Genomic DNA, 17,736 nt, shown 5'->3' on the forward strand with positions numbered 1-17,736 from the left:
GTCACTTACCATCATGACTCGCATTCCCTTCCAGACGGACGGACGAACAACCGGTGGGATGGACGGGCCGGGCGGCACGCCGGAGATCGTTGGCGAGGAGGAGTATCCGATCGCAGCGCTCATCCGCTTCGAGGAACACGGGGACATCGGATGTGGCCGATGACCCCTGGATCAGGACATCGGAGGCGCTCTGACAGCGGATCAGCGACGCTGCGGTGGGATCGCCCTGCGCCCGAAAGCGGCCGACGGTGATATTCGAGGCATCCGCAACGACAAGCGCGGGGCGTGCATCGGACCCTTGCCGGGTGAAGACGACGTTGTCCACCACCACCTCCTCCGCATGGCGGATATACAGCCCGTAGGCGGGAAGTGCACCCCAATGCGTCCCTTCCGGATATTGATCAACGGCCTCCTCCGGCATCCGCTTCGCATCGGCGAGAGTCCCGCCACCGGGGAATCCGATCACGATGTTGCTGAGGTGAACCGATGTCACACGGTGGCCGGGAATGCCGCTGACCGAACAGCCTATCGGCCCACCGGCGGTGGCGGTGATATTGCGCACCACGATATCGCGCACCGTCCCCACACCCGGGGCGGGGGCGTCGGCGGCATACTTCCGCCCCCGGGCTCCGAGGCGGATGAAGATCGGCACCTTCGGCCCATCGATGACACAATCGCTCACAGACACACGCTCAAGGACCCCGCCATCCACCGTAGCAAGCGTGATCCCGCTGATGCCCGCCGGATGCCCCACGATCGCTTTGGTGTTCGCCGAGGGTTTCACGACGATGTTCGTGATGGTGATATTCCGGAAGCCCCCGGTGGATTCCGTACCGGTCTTGATCGCGTTGCAGTGACTGCTCACGACGCAGTTCGTGATGGTCACATTCTCGGTGACATGCGGCGAGGTACTCTTCAGGGTGATAGCGTCATCCTCGGTGTCGCCGATGCAATCAGCGATGATCACATTCCGGCAACCATCGATGTCCATCATGTCGTTGTTCTGGTTCGCATGGTTCCACACGCGTATGCCGCGGATCACGACCCCTTCACAGGCGAAGTAGTGCTGCATCCACATGGCGGAGTTCTGCAGGGTGACACCGGTGACGGTGACATCTTTGCACCCCACGAACCGTAGGACATACGGGCGGTTCATGTACCGCGCAGGCTTTGCGCGCGTGGTCACCGTGAATGCACCTCCCTGACCATCGATCGTCCCGCTGCCGCTGATCGCAATATTCGTCTTCCCTTCGGCATAGAACAGGCTGTACCGGAGGAAGAGGTCATTGTACGAAGCCTGCGCCGGGGTGTGGGCCACGTAGTCGTCGATCCTGGTGCTCCCCAGGATTACCGCCCCGTGCTCCAGGCGGAGTTCCACGTTGCTGACGAGGTCGATCGATCCTGTGAGGTAGCGCCCGGGTGGGAACGCCACCGTGCCTCCGGTCCGTCCGCACGAATCTACCGCCCGCTGGATCGCCGCCCTGTCGTTCGTCACACCATCTCCGCGTGCACCGAAATCACGTACGTCATACGACGCACCCGCCGCGAGCCCGGTCGACGTCCACGCCAGGAGGATGAACGTCAGGTATGTGATCACTCTTCCGGTCATGCCACCCTGCCCTTCATCATGAGATCATGGAGGTGCAACAGCGCAGACGAATCGTGGTCGAGGAAGAGGTGTGCCGATGGATGTGTGCGGAGGATCGAGGCCGGGCATGATGTCGCGATCGGGCCCTCGAGGGTGTCGCGAACGGCCGCCGCTTTGGCGGGGCCGGGGACCGAAGCGACGAGGGCATGCGCGCTCATCAGGGCGGGCACGGTGAGCGTCAGGGCATGCCGGGGCACCTGCTCCAGGCCGGGGAAACACCCATCGTGGACCTGCTGTGTGCGGCAGGCTTCATCGAGGCGCACCACCTTCACGAACGCCGAGTCTTCGAAATCGGCCACGGGAGGGTCATTGAAGGCGATGTGGCCATTCTCCCCGATGCCCATGCAGACAAGATCGATCGGCGCCTGCTGGAGGAGCATCGTATACCGGGCGCATTCATAGGCATGATCGGTTGCCTGTCCGTCCAGATAGTGGACACGGGCCATGGGGACCCGGGAGAAGATATGATAATACAGATACGAACCGAAGAGTTGCGGCGCACCGGTGCCCAAACCAAGGTACTCATCCATATGGAACGCTTCGATCCGCGGCCAGTCGATCCGCGTATCGGCAACGAGCGAGGCAAGCATTTCGTTCTGCGAGGGCGCCGCGGCGAAGACCACGCGGAGATGGTCCCTGGTCTTCAACGCCTCCCGGATGATGTCGGCGGCCTTGAGAGCCGCGGCCTTACCGAGCGCTGCGCGATCCGCGAGCACCATCACACCGAGACGGTCCACCTGAAATTTCTCCATGATCAACCCCCTTCCCTAGATCTTCTTGAGTACGCCCGTGCCACTCGATGGAGTGTTGCGGACCAGAATGAACGTGAGGACAGCGCCGACCGCCGGGATGATACTCGCGGCGATCAGGATAGGTTCGAACGAGTACCTGTCGGACACCCACCCCACGATGAAGGTCGACAGGATGGTGAGGATACCTGCTGCGGTGCCGCTCAAACCACTGACGGTGGCAACGGATGAACTTGCATACAGGTCTGAAGGCAACACCAGGGCCATGGTGCTGTAGGCCGCATACGCGAATGTCGAAACCGCGAAAAGGCCGGCGATGGCAAAGAGGCCCGACATGGCGATCGTCGGAATGAGCATGGTCATGCCGACCGCCCCGAACAGAACGACGGCTTTGCGTGCCCGGCCGACGGGCCAGCCGCGGCGGATGAGCCAGCTCGAGAACCCACCACCCGCGAAGTTGCCGAGGTCCGCCGCTACGAACGGGATCCAGAACGCGATGAGGGTGGCCCCCGGATCGAAACCCTTGGAGACGAGGTAGATCATGAACCAATCAGCAATGAAGAACCAGACCGGATCGGTGAACGCGCGCGCGATGATCACTCCCCAGGTCTGCCGCATGCGAAGGAGGTGGAGGATCCCCGGACGTTCCTGTGGTCCATCGTTGCCCGCACCTGGCTCCTCACGGTCGGCCAGGATCATGCGGCGCTCTTCATCGCTGATGCGCGGATGCGATTCGGGGGGGTGATAGAATTTCCGCCAGAGCAGGATCCAGAAGAACCCGAGCATGCCGGTCATGATGAATGCCGGACGCCAGTCCCCGAAACTGGTATAGAGCCACAGGACAAGTGCCGGCGCGATCGCGGCGCCGATGGATGAGCCGCTGTCAAAGAGCGCCACCGCCCATCCGCGTTCTTTCCGGGGGAACCACTCTGCCACGGCCTTGGTCGCCGCCGGCCAGTTCGCGGATTCCCCGAAACCGAGGAGGAAGCGGAAGAACGCGAAGCTCCGCAGCCCACCCGCAAGGGACGTGGCCATGGCCACAACGGAATACCAGGCAACGGTGATCGTCAACCCGAGCCTCGTGCCGAGCCGGTCCATCAGCCGGCCAAGGGCCGTCTGTCCGATGGCATACGCCACGCGGAACGCGATCACGATCATCGCGTAATCCTCATTCGTCCAGTGATAGTCACGCTTGAGGAATGGTGCCAGGGCGGACAGTGTCTGCCGATCGATATAATTGACGACGGTCGAAGCGAAGAGGATGCCACCGATCCACCATCGGAGGCCGCGAATGGGACGGCGTGGCGATGCAAGCTGAGCTGCTGTGGTCACGGGGCTTCCGATCTACTGGTGGGGATACATGTGACGGTAGTATGCTGCCAGGAAACGCAGTCCGAAGGAGGTGCCCAGGTCGCGTTGCACCACGGACATGCCGTCCTTTTTGCCGCGCGCACGAAGGTTGTATACGCCGCCGGCGAGGTTCGGATCGGGATGGTGCACGGAGAAGCGGGACCGCATGATCCACCGGAAGGACCGTTCGATGTTCGGTGTGAATTCCTCACCAACCCCGTGCTGCAGAAGGCGGAGCCAGAGCAGACCCGCGAAGGCCACGGTGGATCCCGAAGGAGAACTCTCGATGCTGGTCCCGTTCACGTTGTTATCGTAGAAGATCGTGCCGTCCTTCCGCTGGTACCGTGTGTAGTACCGCAGGGTCCGCACGGCGGCGTCGAGGAATTCCCGGCGCCCCGTCTCTTCATATCCATTGATCAGCGACTCCGCATACCAGAGATTGAACCGCGGATGAAAACTCCCGGTGGCCTTATTGTTCGGCGTGAAGTCCATCCAGAGGCCTTCCGGCCCCTGCTTCTCTACAAGACTCTCGCAGAGGTCGACGAAGACCCTCCGGTACGTCGAATCCCCCGTGAACCGGAACATATCCAGGAACAGTGACCCCTCATTGTTCGGGCGCGCGACATCAGAGAGAACCTGTGCGCTCTTCTCTTTCCAGAAGGGACTGCGGAGTTTCTGCACCTCTCCCGTCACGGGGTCGACGGCGTCATAGAAGATCCGTTCCCCCGGGTGATACAGATGCTTCAGCATCCACCGCCCGGCGTCGGGTGCGACGGATGGAGCGCGCCGGTCGCCGGTGACGCGGGAGAGCTCGAACAGGCCGGGTGTGCCATCGGATACCGTCGCAAAGATGATATAGTCAACCCCCGCACCGTGGATCGCCCTGAGCATGCCCGACAACGTGGGATGGTCCTTGACCTGCAGCGAGATCCACCACGCGCCGGCCTTCCGGGCAGCCACAAGAAACGTCGGATCGTTCGTGAGGTCGTAGGCCTCCAGCAGACCGTAGATGATCTGTCCGGTGTGCCATGCGGGTTCGTAGGACTGCCACCGTCCCTCGAGGAGGTTGTATTCACACCGTGATTCCCCCCGGTCATCGAGCAGAACGGTCGCCGCGTGGGTCGCACAGCTCTGCACGGCGGTGATGATCTCCACACGGAGGGAGTCCTCACCGGCACGAGCCGATGGAGGCGCGACAGCCACTCCGCACAGGAAGGCAAGCACATGCATCACCCGGGCAGACGAACGGAGACGCTTCATCTGAGCCCTCCCGAAGTGGACCCCGCGATCGAGATCCTGTAGCGGATGACGGCGACCGCGCCGTTGTCCGGAGGAGCGACGACCATGACGACCGGCGTCGTGCGCATCGCCGGGAATGGATAGGAGTAGTAGGGGAACACCGGATCGGGTGCGAACGACGTGGCCCCGTCGAGGAGATCGATCGCGAACGTACGCGCGGGGGTGTGGACGGTCACGCGGCGCGGCCCGTCGAATGTCACGCGCGTCCGGTCATCCGTGACAATGGGTTCGACGATCCGCACGGTGGGTGTACGGTCGTGGAATGTGAGGCGGATGGTCTTCACGATCCCGTTGTCGTAGAGAGCATTCGTGAGCGAGAACGCGACCCCACCGGGAGCCCAGAGTTCATCCTTCAGTTCCCCGGTCGTGGTGACCACCGCCGTGGTATCCCGCGTGCTTCGCGCCGTCAGGCGCCCCTCGAACTCATATAGATTCGTGAAGTACCCGAGCGAATCACGGTACTCGATCCGCGGTGTGAGGCAGATCGCGGTATCTTTCGCCACCGGCATATGGATGGTCTCCCCCCGAACGTACCGTGTCTGGCTCGATGTCGTAAGGAAGCCCGCACCTTCGGCCCAGAGGTTGCACACGGAGCCGCCGGTCGGGTGCTGGTTGTACTGACCGTCGTTGGTCCGCGACGGATCCCGATAGCCATAGCCCGATACCGTCATCATGAAATGCCGTGAGCGCGCGACGGCAACATCCACTGTCGGATAGTACCGGAGCCAGTTCCCACGATCCGACGGGAGCGCTGGCAACGGCGTGCGCCCCTGGAAGCCGATCATGGCGGCCATCGCAAGTGTCTTGGCGCGCGCGAAGGTAGGATAGATGCAGACCTGCGTGCGAAAGTATTGCCAGAAGTGAGGTCCATTCCCCATCATGCCATCCGAGATCATTGTCCGGAGGTAGGAAAGGTTCCGCATGGCCGCGGTGAGGTAGCGTGCGTCGCGGTCACCATACATCGACAGAAGCACCTGAACGCCATCGGCGGTCTTGCTGCCGTACGTCGTCCATTTGTAGCAGCGGGCACCCCACGACCCGTCGATGGCGCCGTTGGGATAGATGAACGGAAGGTTCTTCGCAAGGGACCGGAGCACGGCCTGTTCCACCACACCATCCTTGTTCAGCCGGGCATAGAGCCCGAGACCCCAGAGCGACATATCCATCTCGTACCCGAGGTCGACGCCATACTTCACGCCGTGCGCGCGCGCGGCTTCGCCCTGGATGAATCCATCCTCATCCATTTTCGCAAGCACCTGATGTGCGAGCCGGTAGGCCTTGCGGACGTACGCGGGATCGGGAACCAGGCCATGGATCACCATGAGTGCGGCCGCGGATGTCGGACAGTAATTGATGCTGGCGAACCCCGGATCCATCATCCGCACAAGGAAATCCGCGGCGCGCTTCATCACCAGTTCCCATCGGGCCTGCTGAACGGCGGAGAGCCGCGGCTTCAGGATCGGATACGCCTGTCCGAGCATCAGCAACTGGTCAGCGGTCGTGCCCGTCCACGTCCAGGGTGTCTCGTCCCACTCACCACCTGGTTTCTGCCATTGGAATAGCCACTCGGCAACATTGATCGCGGCCGAGGCATACGCGGTATCGCCCGTCGTGTGGAATGCAACGGCGAATGGATAGACGGCTTCGGCGCCACGTGTGTGGTAGATCCCGCAGGACGGACAACGGATGGCCCCGAACGCCGGATCCGCGGCATCCCGCACCTGGAGGGACCGCAGCGCCCCGGTGAGGTCCATCATCGTGCTGAGACACGCATCGCGCATCGTTGGTGGTTCAGCCGGGAGCGCGGGGCTGAGAACAACGAGCAGAAGGAGGAGGCAGAAGATCGAGTTCTTCATGAACAGTTCCCGTTACGATACGGTGATGTCAACCAAGCTGAGCGGCCCAGAGGCCGATGCCAATGATGCAGGCCACGAACACGATCGCAAGTGCGAACCCGCCGACATCCACGCGGTACCGGCGGAGTGAGAACAACGATGGCAGGGACAGGAGGTCGACGACGAGCAGACTGTGCCCGCGGTCCTCCAGAGATCCCGACCCGCTCTCTGATGTCGTGGCAGCGATCCCCTCGCCTTCGAGGAGTATCGGGATGCCTTTGTCCTTGAGCTGCTGCTCCTCGCCCACGGGTGTATGGAGAAGTGCATAGAAGGCGCGGAGTTTCTCCGCCGGCTCCGGAGGCGTCAGTACACTCACGAGGATCATCGCGACGAAGCCGACGGGCAAATACGTGGCAATCTGGAGGTGATAGGGCCAGTTGAGCACCCATGGCCCGGTCACCACCGCCGCGGCGAGTGCGAGGAGGACGCTTGCCATGACCCCGTACCTGTTCGCGCGTTTCCAGACGACACCGGCCCAGAAGGCGATCCCGAAGAACGCCGTGATCTGCCAGAGGAATTTGATGCCCTGGAGCACGCTCGACAGCGTGAGCGCGATGGTCACGCCCCCGACCACGATGACCAGGGCGGCGATCCGGCCGATCAGGAGCTCATGACGGTCGGAGCGGAAAGGCACGAACCGCCGGTACAGATTGCGCGTGAAGAGCGCCGACCCGCCGACCATGAAGTTGTGGCATGCGCCGAGGACCATCGCCACCATCGCGGCGATCATGAGTCCGATCAATCCGGATGGCAGCAACCGGGCAACGGCGAGCCCAAACGCCTGCTCCCTGTCGGCACCTGCAAGGCCGGGGAACAGCGATGCTGCGAAGACTCCGATGAAGGCCCAACCGAGCGTCGCGAAGCGCTTCACGAAATTCCCATAGGTCCATCCGGTACGGCAGTTCATCTCCGTCTTGCCCGCACCACCGATGGCCATATGGTGGGGTTCAACCACGACGCCGACGAGTCCGTTGAGAACCACCATGACGATGAAGATGAATGTCACTTCGGTGGGTGCAACGAACGAGAACATGTGCTCGGGAAGCGATGCCTTGATCGCGGTCATGCCGCCTCCCGCCTGGAGCGCGAACGGGATGATCAGGAACGACAGGATCACGACGAACACACCCTGAAGAAGATTCACGGAGAGGGCCGAGACCAATCCACCCATCAGGGAATAGAGCAGGAAGAAGATGGTGACCGCGATGACGATCGTTGCGGTCGGGATCTGGCCACCGGTGATCGACTCGATCGCCGTTCCCGTCCCCTTCATGATCAGTCCGAGGTTGAGCGTGAAGAACAACAGGCCCATGATGGTATAGGCGATGGCGGTCCCTGACCCATACCGCTCCTGGAAGAAATCCCCGAGGGTCACATACCGCAGCCGCCGGTAGATGGGTGCGACGATCCAGAAGAACGGGGTCGCGAACAGGAAGAACCATTGGTACCAGACACCGGCAAGGCCGATCTCATAGGTGGCACCCGCAACGAGGATGGCCTGGTTGGTGTGTGTCCCGGCACCGATGGCGTTCGCGATCATCTTCAGCTTCGTTGCGCGGCGGTTGCCGAGGAAGTAGTCACCGGAAGATGTGACCCCCTTACGGGCACGGAGCCCCAGCCAGAGGATGAGGATCACATACCCGGCGATGATACCGAGGTCGGCAATGGAGAGTCCCCACATCACGGGTCAATCCTTCTTCGTGGTGGACGATGTCCAGATCTTCCGCAGGGAATGTGCCGCCATCTTCGGACTGCGGGTCCTGGTGAACACCCCCTTCATGTTGAGCATCACCCGCCGGAGGTTCTGGGGTGTGCGGAAGTCCGCAAAATTCCATACATGCTCGCCCACCGTGTAGTCCTTCGATCGGAGGACAGCGATGTACGCGCCGAGCAGATTCTCCTGATACTCTTCCGTGAACATCTGGTCCGATACCGAGTGGAGTCCGGGGATGCTATCCGCACCGAATTCCGTCATCATCACCGGCCGCCTGTACCGTTCATGGATCTGGTCCAGCTCCGCAGTGAGGACCTCCATCGCACGTTCGAGCTGACCCGGAAACTCATACCATCCGTAATACCTGTTGATACAGACGATGTCGCTGAGTTCCAGGACCGGGTCGTCGATCCCGGCGCGGAGACAGTTGGGGACGATCATCGGGCGGGAAGGGTCGAGTTCGCGCGCTACGGTGAAGATCTTCTTCCAATAGGCCTTACCGCGGCCATCGCCGTAGCCGTTCTCCCCCACCAAATTGGGTTCATTGCCAAGCGCCCACATGATCACAGACGGATGGTTATTGTCGCGTTCGATCAGCCGGCGAACATATTCCCGGTGATGTTCGTAGGTCGCGCCGTTCACATACCGGAAATCCAGGGAGACCGCAGGCACCTCATCGATCACCAGGATGCCTTTCCGGTCCGCGTACGCCATGCACTCTTCAGCATAGGGGTAGTGCGACGTGCGGAAAGAGTTGGCACCTATCCATTTCATCAACTGGAAGTCCTTGACCAGCAACGGCAGGTGGAGCCCTTTGCCGACGGCGAATGCATCCTCGTGTTTGCCGAACCCTTGAAGATACAGTGGTTTGCCATTCAGGAGCAAGCGGTTTCCGTCGACACGGATCTCCCGGACACCGGCGGAGAGCGTATATTCATCCACGGCCTCTCCCCCGTCAGCCAGTGCCACGGTCACGGTGTACAGAAACGGATCCTCCGGCGACCAGAACCGGCACCCTTCAAGCACCAGGTTGACAGACCCCTTCCCGTTCACAAGGGCCGTGGAGGTACTCACCGACGATCCGTTCCCATCGATCCGGATGTGGGCCACCCCCTGCCTGGCACCCGTGGTCCCGATCGTGAGTTCCACGTTCCCCTTGTCCCCATCGATCGAGGTACCGACCGCGATGCGTTCCAACCGTTGGTGGGGGGTGGCGACGATCACGACCGGCCGATGGATACCGCCGAACGGTGAGAAGTCGAACCGCGCCGGGGGGAAGGTCTCTTCCCGCATACGCCCTTCTTGTTCATACTGCGAGCTCGTTATCCCCTGGGGGATCGTTTCATTGCTCAACCTGTTGTCAACCCGGATCGCGATCCGCAGGGTCTGGTCTTCCGTGACCTGATGGGTCAGGGGGAATGAAAACGGAAGGAATCCGAGGCAATTCTCACCGAGCCGGATGCCATTCACCCACACGGTCGCGTGGTAGTCCGCCGAACCAACGCGGAGTTCGAGATGGTGCGAGGAAAAGCCACGTGGCAGGTGGACCTCATTGAAATACCACGCCGCGCCGACATAGTGGAGCAGTCCGGCCTCTTCGAGCTGCTCGTTCCAGCTGCCCGGAACAGCTATCTCCAGATCGGTCTCGCACCTGTTGAACCACGCTTCCTGTTCGCCGGCGTCCCGGGGATCAGTGCGGAAACGCCAGAACCCCGAGAGGTCGATCGTGCTGCGGAAGGAATTCATGATCGGGTAGAGCACACATCACCTCGTTGGATAGAAGAGACCCACGCGCGGGGAGGTTCGGGCGACTCCCGCCCCCCCGCCGCGTGGCACAACCACCAATCACTTGATCAGGACCATCGTGCGGATCTGCGTTCCCGCCGCGCCACTGAGTCTGCAGAAGTACGTGCCACTGGGAAGTCCGGCGGCATTGAACTCGACCCGGTGCAGCCCTGCTTCCTGCGTACCATGTGCCAGGAGGGCGACTTCCTGTCCGAGCAGCGAATAGACACGGACCGACACCTCCATGCGCTCGGGCAGCGAATATTCGATGGAGGTTGAAGGATTGAACGGATTCGGGAAATTCTGCGCGAGCACGAATCTCTGCGGCGCCTCGACCGGGCGTGGCACATCGACCGTGATGCCGTAGAGGAACACGGCGCCCAGCGGCTTTCCATCGGTGCCCGCGGTATAGAGCGGGCTTGACGATGCGTACCGAAAATCCCACGGCACCTGCGTCGAATCCCAGCTTCCGCGCCCGCTGTCCGGACCGGCGTACAGATTGCGCTTGGACCCGATGGGTACGGCATTGTTCCAGAAGTCCTGCATCGGACCGACCTCGTCGCGCGGACCCGCGTTCAATGTGACGGCAAAGCGCGTATTGGAGGCGCTATCGCCGTTGGTGCGGATGAACGAGGCGGTGAGGGAGTCAAAGATCCCGTTCGGAGTCACCGGGCCACGTGGCCCCGTGGTACCGGTATATCCCGCAAGCATACCCGGGGTCATGAGGAAGTTGTTGTGATGGACGCGCACCACCTGCGGCGTTCCGCCGACCGTGTCGGCGCGGAGGCGAAGACAGGTGATCTGCGAACCCCACGTGGTGACGGAATCGTCTCCCATGAAGGAGGTGTTGATGAAGAGGTTGTTCATCACGTGCGCCGTCTTCACCTCACCCATCGCGAGAAGATCGTCAAAGATGTTCACGACGGTGTTATGGTTGAAGCGGAAGTAGTTCAGGATGCCACCACCATCGCGCATCAACCGGCCGGTCAGATTGTAGATGACGTTGTCCTCGATGACCACCGAATCCACGTTCTGCCCGCGGTCGTCCCAGGCACGGCCGTTGTTGTCGGCCATCAGGCCCAGGTTGGACAGGACCGACCGGGTGACGAACCACTTGGTATTCGCGCTTTCGATGCGCAGAACGGACTGGAGGTCGCGATCGAACTGGCACCCGGTGATCGTGATCTTGATGTTGGCCCCGGCGGTCCGGAGGCTGTTCTGCTTCAGCGTGCCACCTGCGTCAACGGCATTGATATACAATTCCTCGAGCGTGACGTCGCCCGCCGGCAGGAAACACCGCGCGGTCCCTGCAAAGGGACGAATGATCGGACGTTTGCCTGCGCCCGCGGCGGCGCGGAGACGGAGGTGATATCCCGAATTGGCAATGGGGGTCTTGACGGTGTAGTACCCGTTCCGTTCAAGCTCGTACACGGTGTTGGGGTTCGCGGCACGGTTGGTTGCGTCCGCGTCGAGCGTGGCTTCGATCACGCCATCACCCGACATGATCGGGACCACACGTTCGGCCTGAGCATACACGTCCGATGCGAGCAGCGCGATGGCGCACACCACGAACAGAGAGGCGAGCAGATGTTTCATTGAGCCTTCCTTTCCGGGAAGAAATGGAACAGTGAACTGGTCAGAGGTCGATCCGTATGCCAAGATCCATCGTCCAGCCAAAGTACTCCTCGCGGATCGGGGAACCGATGGTGCCGAGATACGACCCTTCGGGGAGACTGCTGATGTTGTTGATGTTCGCCAGCAGCGCAAGGCCGGGCATGAACTTATACTGCATGGAAACGTCCCAGCGGAGGAACGACTTGGAGTAACCGTCCTGCTGCGGCGTTGCGCCGACGAATTGGAGCGCATCCCCCTGGTACGTCATCGAGACCCGTACCGAGAGACCTTTCTTCTCATAGCCGAGCGTTGCATTCACAAGCTGGTCGGCCTGGCCCGGCATACGCGATTCCCGTGTCGAGTCGACGTACTGGATGAAGGTCTGGGGATTCGGCGGCCGTTTGAACGTGCGGATGATCTGATACGGGAAGTAGGTCTTCGACCGCATCAGGGAGTAGTTGAAATTCACGAGCAGTCCGTCGAAGGGTTCCGGCAACATACTCAGATTCGATTGGACCTCCACTTCCATCCCGTACACATTCGTCTCATAGGGCGAGTTCTCGGGATGGTAGTAGTCCACCTGTCCGGCCCCGAGGATCGACGTAGCGCGGGATTTCCTGATGTAGGTGATACCATCGAGGGACTTGTAGAAACCCGCCAGGGTGAGGAGGCCGTAGTCGCTGTACATGGACACGATGAGGTCGTAGTTCCTGACACGCGTGTTGTTCAGAAAGGGTTCGCCCCGTTCCAGGCCATCGCTCGTTTCGCGTTCCCACGGGGCGAGGTCGAGGTAATTCGGACGCGAGAGCGTCCGGGTGAACGCCAGGCGGACATCGGCCCAGTCCGCGGCACGATACCGGAGATGGATCATGGGAAGGAATTCCGACTCCACACGGGTCCCGATCGTATCGACGCCCGGACTCGCGATCTCGTCCCCGTTCTCATCGTAGCTCAGCACGGAGCTGTGCTTGCTCACATAATGTGTCGACGTGCGTTCATAGCGCACTCCGGGAAGGAACATGATACGCGGGCCAAGATTGATGGTGGTCATCACGTAGCCTGCAGCGATACGTTCGCCGGCGTTATAGTCCTTCAGGTCGGTCTCGTAGTCGGGCTTATACAGGGACTGATATCTGTCCCTGAAACCATCGAGCTGTTCACGGGACAGCGGGCCGGCCGGGCCCACGAGATACCTGCCTTCCAGGAAGTTGTCGATCGTGAACCCGTTGTCCTTGAAGTTGCCGATGTTCGGATAAAGGTAGAGCACCGACCCCGGGCGCCATGTCCGGCCGGAGTCGGACTGCATGATCGGCTCAAAGTCCTTTCCCTCGATGTAACGGAAGTCGCCGTCCAGCGATCGTTCCTTGTCACGGTACTTTCCCCCGAACTTGATCTCTCCGGTGATCAGGTCGCAGGCAGTGAACGGCAGCGTGAGGTCGATCTGCGCCGTCAGGTCACGGTCGCGGATCACCTGGCTTCCGTAGGTGTCCGTGTAGAAGATGGTATTGGCGGTATCGTTGCGTGCCTGCGCGATGGCATCATCGATGCTCCGGATGCCGGTCTGGTTCACATATGCCGCGAGTTCGCGGAATTCGGATTCGTGCGAGAAGGGCGTGTTCTGTCGGGAGATGAGTGACGAGAACTGCCACGAGACTTTGAGCTGGTCGATCTGGTGCTTGCCAGACAGGGAGTTCGTGAACAGATCGGTGTTGATGTCGCCGCTGCGCAGGACATAACGGACGATCGGCGAACTGCCCAGGGAATACCCCTTCCGCCGGCGAACCTCGTCGCGTTCGGTGCGGCTGTACATGGTATTGAAGAGGATCTCGCCGTCAGGGATCTGATAGTCGAGCACGAGGTTGCCACCATAGCGGTACCGGGTTTCGACCTTATCGACAAGGCTGAGACTGCTGATACGGAGATCGGGTTCGCCGGAAGCAAGTGTGCCCACGACACCGTAGTCGGCTGAGAGGTTGTCCGATCCGCGGTTGGCCCTCTGCCAGTTGCCCGACGCGATCACTCCCAGGCGGGTATCGAGGAAGCGGTCAGAAACCGTCACGCTCCCACGGAAATTTGCCCAGTCGTTGTTCAGCTTGTTATAGCCACCCAGGACCCGGACATCGGAAGAGAATCCTTCATCGGCCTTCTTCAGGGCGAAGTTCACCGTCCCGCCAACCGCATCGGCATCCTGATCGGGCGTGAGCGCCTTCACGACTTCGATCCCCGCAAGGATGTCCGAGGAGATCATACTCAGGTCCACAGAACGGTTCTGCGGATCCGTTGCCGGGATCTTCTGACCATTCACCGTGATCGCGTTGTACGCGGGGGCGAGGCCACGGATCACGACCTTGCTCCCTTCCCCCGCATCACGCTCGATCGAAATGCCGGGAAGCCGCGAAATGGACTCCGCGGCGTTGTTGTCCGGAAGTTCCTGGATCCGGTCCTTCGACACGACGTTCACGATCCGGCTGGAGGTGAGCTGCTGATTGATGGCAGCACGCTGCCCTCGCAACTGCGCTGTGACGACGACTTCCTGGCCCTGGAGTGCTTCGGGAGCCAGGGACGCATCGGCGCGGCCCGTGACTCCCGGGCGGAGGTCAACGGTAGTGCTATCCGAGCCGTATCCGAGATACCGGAAGAAGATCGTCGAGCGCCCGGCAGGCAGAGACGCGAGCGTGTACCGCCCTTCGATGTCCGTCACCGTTCCTATGGTCGTCCCTTTGAGGATGACGAGAGCTCCCACCAGCGCAGAATTGTCAGTTGCATCCAGTATCCTTCCGGACAGGACGCAATTGGACTGAGCGAGAAGGACCCCCTGGCCCATGCAGCAGGTGAGCACGGACACGGCCAACAGCAGCGAGCGAGTCTTCATAACTGCTTCCAGAATGTTGAAAACCAGGGGTATTGCCGGAGCAAGTACTGCATACCCAAGAAGTACCTCATGGAGAAGTATGTTGGCATACTTGGTATACTTAATCTACTAAATCTGAAACGCTTTGTCAAGCAGAGAATGCTATTTCCGGCGGACCGTCAACGCCATATGATCCCTACAGACAAAACTTCCTACTACCCCAGCAGCCTCAAGGGTGTTAACCCCTTCCTGGAGAGGGATCATCCACCGGAAGACGCCGGAATTCTTCTGTTTCCCGGCCGATGCGCCATTGATGATCAGCTCCACTTCATCACAGTTGCTATACACGGTGAGCTCAACCGGTACCCCGGGCTCCGAGACGAGCTCGGTGCGTGTGTGCGATACGATATACACCATCGGGTCGCTCGTCCACTGCGACTTGTAGAAGTAATACAGGTCCTTCGGCTTCCTCCAGGCATCCCAGATCCCCTTCTGATTCACACGGGGGATGTTCCCGATCTTGAAGGGCGAGGCAAAATCAAAAGCGGTCCACACGGTCGACCCGCTGACGAACGGACGCGAACTGATCGCCTTCCAGTAATGCTCATGGTACTTCAACTGATACTCTTCACTATGGTCGAACAGCGCGGGCCGGCCGACATGGTACCCCCTCTTCGATTCGGCTCCATACTCACTGATGAACAGCACACGGCGCGGATGGTCACGGTGCTCGCGGTCGAGCGCCGGCGCGAGATCCTCCATCCGCGGCGTATACCAGCCGAAGTACCGGTTCCTCCCTATCACATCCGTGATGTCCGCCACACTGTCGTCACGGAGGTCGTTGTGTGCCTGTGCCGTCAGTCGCGTGGGATCCATCTCCTTCGCCAGCGCATTCAGGGCCCGGAGCAGATCCGTCACCGGACGCACGGCTCCCGCCTCGGCATAGTCCGTCAAGCATTCATTCCCTAGGCCCCAGAGGATGACCGATGGGCGGTTCCGGTCACGCTCGATCATCTCCCGCATCATCGTCATCGCGTTCGTCACGAACGAGGGCCCTCCGATCGAGTTGACGATCGGGATCTCCTCCCACACAAGCAACCCGAGGCTGTCGCACGCGGCGAGGACGGAAGGGTCCTGCGGATAGTGCGCCAGACGCACAACGTTCGCACCCAGCCCTTTGATAAGCACCATGTCCCGCACGTGGAGCGAATCAGGAAGGGCGATGCCGAGCATGGGAAACTCCTGGTGACGGTTCACCCCTTTGAGCCGGAGCGGCTGCCCATTGAGCGCGAATCCCGAATCAGGATCGAACGAGAACCACCGGAAGCCGATCCGATCGGTCACATCATCGAGAACGCGTCCATCGCGAAGTACCTGGGTGTGGACCGTGTAGAGGGTCGGGTGCTCCGGGGACCACAGGTCTATAGAGCGAATATCTTCGCTGGCCAACCGGACGCGGCTCTCTGACCGCGGGGCAAGCACCAGCCGCTCGCCGAACGATGTGACGATCTCGTGCCCGCCATTGACCACAACACATCGGATCTCCACAGCTTCATCCGTCGGTCCAGCATTGCTGACCGACGCATCCACCTTCAGCCTCCCCCCCCCGTCAGGCCCGGCCGTTGGCACGAGCGCCGGAACACCATTGATGCGCAGTGGGCCTGTGACCGTGAGCAACACATCGCGGTAGAGCCCACCGTACATGGCATAATCCGCTGTGTGCGGCGGGAGGTCGTGATCGAACGCGTTGTCGACGCGCACAGCAAGGAGATTCGGTATCCCGCCCTGAGCAAGGTATGGCGTAACGTCAAAGGAGAACCCGGTGTACCCGCCTTTGTGTGTCCCGAGATGGTGGCCGTTCAGCCAGACGTCGGCCTTCTGGAAAGCGCCCTCGAACCCGACCCACACCTGTTGCCCTTTCAGGGCTTCTTCGAGCGTGAACTCCTTTCGATACCATCCCGGCCCGCGGTAGTAACCGTTGTTCACCTCGAAGCCATCGTCCACGTTGCGCCCGTCGAACAGATCGGTGGCATTCCAGCAATGCGGGATCGTCACCTGCTCCCATCCGCGCGTGGACGTCCCCCGGGCTGCACCGTTCTGCACATCCCCCTTTGTGAACTTCCATCCGTCATTCAGGAGGGTCGTCCTCCGCGGCGAACCATGGGCAGGCTCTATGAACCATGGGCGGAATTCACTCGCCATACGGAGGACGCCGGCAAAGCCAAGCCCGGACCGTTCGAAACGGATAGGCACCACCTTCGCAACACCGAAGACCCGCGCGCTGATCGAGAGCGAATCCGACCCCCCGGCCTGACGATACCCGAAGATCACGAGTTCCCTCTCGATCACGTTCTCCCGGTACCATGCCCAGGTGAGCCCGTTGCCCGCGATGTGCTCCGATACGTCCTTCGCGAACTTCATGCGGCGGTGCAACGTCTTCAGCATGACGTCGGAGTAGAGCCGTCCATCGGCGAACACGAAGGAGAGGGGTGCGCCGTTGACCGTGATCCCTTTCGCCGCAACCCAGGTCCACCCCGGGCGGAGCACCGGATTGACGACCAGGCCTTCATCGGTCACACGTACATCGACCACCGACGCTGGCGCGATCGACCCGCTCGCCAGCCCGGCGTTCACCCGCACATCGGGGGTGAGAATGGTCGCATTCTTGAATGAGATGCTGCCGTCGGTCTGCGACCTGACCGGGCCACCGATCAGCACAGTGATCATCGATACGGTCAGGAAAAGCCGTCGCCCGCGTGCTGCGTACATGAGTACTCCAGTGTTAGCTTTATGGTGAGTTGCCCGGGACAGTCAGACGGAAGACGGCAGTC

General features: G+C 61.2%; 10 protein-coding genes. All 10 read right to left on the reverse strand.

Features of this window, described 5'->3' with window-relative positions:
* Window position 1 precedes the first annotated feature (1 nt).
* The 10 genes from IPI01_08215 to IPI01_08260 all read right to left on the reverse strand — a co-directional run bounded on the left by IPI01_08215 (window position 2) and on the right by IPI01_08260 (window position 17,674).
* Window positions 2–1,609: a glycoside hydrolase gene (locus tag IPI01_08215; protein ID MBK7257769.1), complete on the reverse strand. Its 1,608-nt coding sequence runs from the start codon at window positions 1,607–1,609 to the stop codon at window positions 2–4.
* Window positions 1,606–2,400, reverse strand: coding sequence for a glucosamine-6-phosphate deaminase (locus IPI01_08220; GenBank protein MBK7257770.1), 795 nt, complete (start codon window positions 2,398–2,400; stop codon window positions 1,606–1,608). The genes IPI01_08215 and IPI01_08220 overlap by 4 nt, the downstream gene beginning before the upstream one ends.
* A 15-nt stretch (window positions 2,401–2,415) precedes the next feature.
* Window positions 2,416–3,729 (reverse strand): MFS transporter, encoded by a 1,314-nt coding sequence (locus tag IPI01_08225; protein MBK7257771.1) that lies wholly within the window; start codon window positions 3,727–3,729, stop codon window positions 2,416–2,418.
* A gap of 12 nt (window positions 3,730–3,741) precedes the next feature.
* Window positions 3,742–5,007, reverse strand: coding sequence for a hypothetical protein (locus IPI01_08230; protein ID MBK7257772.1), 1,266 nt, complete (start codon window positions 5,005–5,007; stop codon window positions 3,742–3,744).
* Window positions 5,004–6,902, reverse strand: a complete 1,899-nt coding sequence (locus IPI01_08235) for a hypothetical protein (GenBank protein ID MBK7257773.1) — start codon at window positions 6,900–6,902, stop codon at window positions 5,004–5,006. The genes IPI01_08230 and IPI01_08235 overlap by 4 nt, the downstream gene beginning before the upstream one ends.
* A gap of 28 nt (window positions 6,903–6,930) precedes the next feature.
* The gene (locus tag IPI01_08240; GenBank protein ID MBK7257774.1) at window positions 6,931–8,625 is read right to left on the reverse strand and encodes a sodium:solute symporter family protein; all 1,695 of its coding nucleotides are present in this window, start codon (window positions 8,623–8,625) and stop codon (window positions 6,931–6,933) included.
* 3 nt (window positions 8,626–8,628) lie between these two features.
* On the reverse strand, window positions 8,629–10,416 hold the full coding sequence (uidA, locus tag IPI01_08245) for a beta-glucuronidase (GenBank protein MBK7257775.1): 1,788 nt from the start codon (window positions 10,414–10,416) through the stop codon (window positions 8,629–8,631).
* 84 nt (window positions 10,417–10,500) lie between these two features.
* Complete coding sequence (locus IPI01_08250; protein MBK7257776.1) at window positions 10,501–12,036, reverse strand: T9SS type A sorting domain-containing protein; 1,536 nt, start codon at window positions 12,034–12,036, stop codon at window positions 10,501–10,503.
* Between the two features lie 40 nt (window positions 12,037–12,076).
* On the reverse strand, window positions 12,077–14,926 hold the full coding sequence (locus tag IPI01_08255; GenBank protein ID MBK7257777.1) for a TonB-dependent receptor: 2,850 nt from the start codon (window positions 14,924–14,926) through the stop codon (window positions 12,077–12,079).
* A 141-nt stretch (window positions 14,927–15,067) separates the two neighbouring features.
* On the reverse strand, window positions 15,068–17,674 hold the full coding sequence (locus IPI01_08260) for a glycoside hydrolase family 2 protein (GenBank protein ID MBK7257778.1): 2,607 nt from the start codon (window positions 17,672–17,674) through the stop codon (window positions 15,068–15,070).
* Window positions 17,675–17,736: the final 62 nt, after the last annotated feature.

The organism is Ignavibacteriota bacterium, assembly GCA_016707525.1.
Taxonomy (GTDB): domain Bacteria; phylum Bacteroidota; class Ignavibacteria; order UBA10030; family UBA6906; genus JAGDMK01.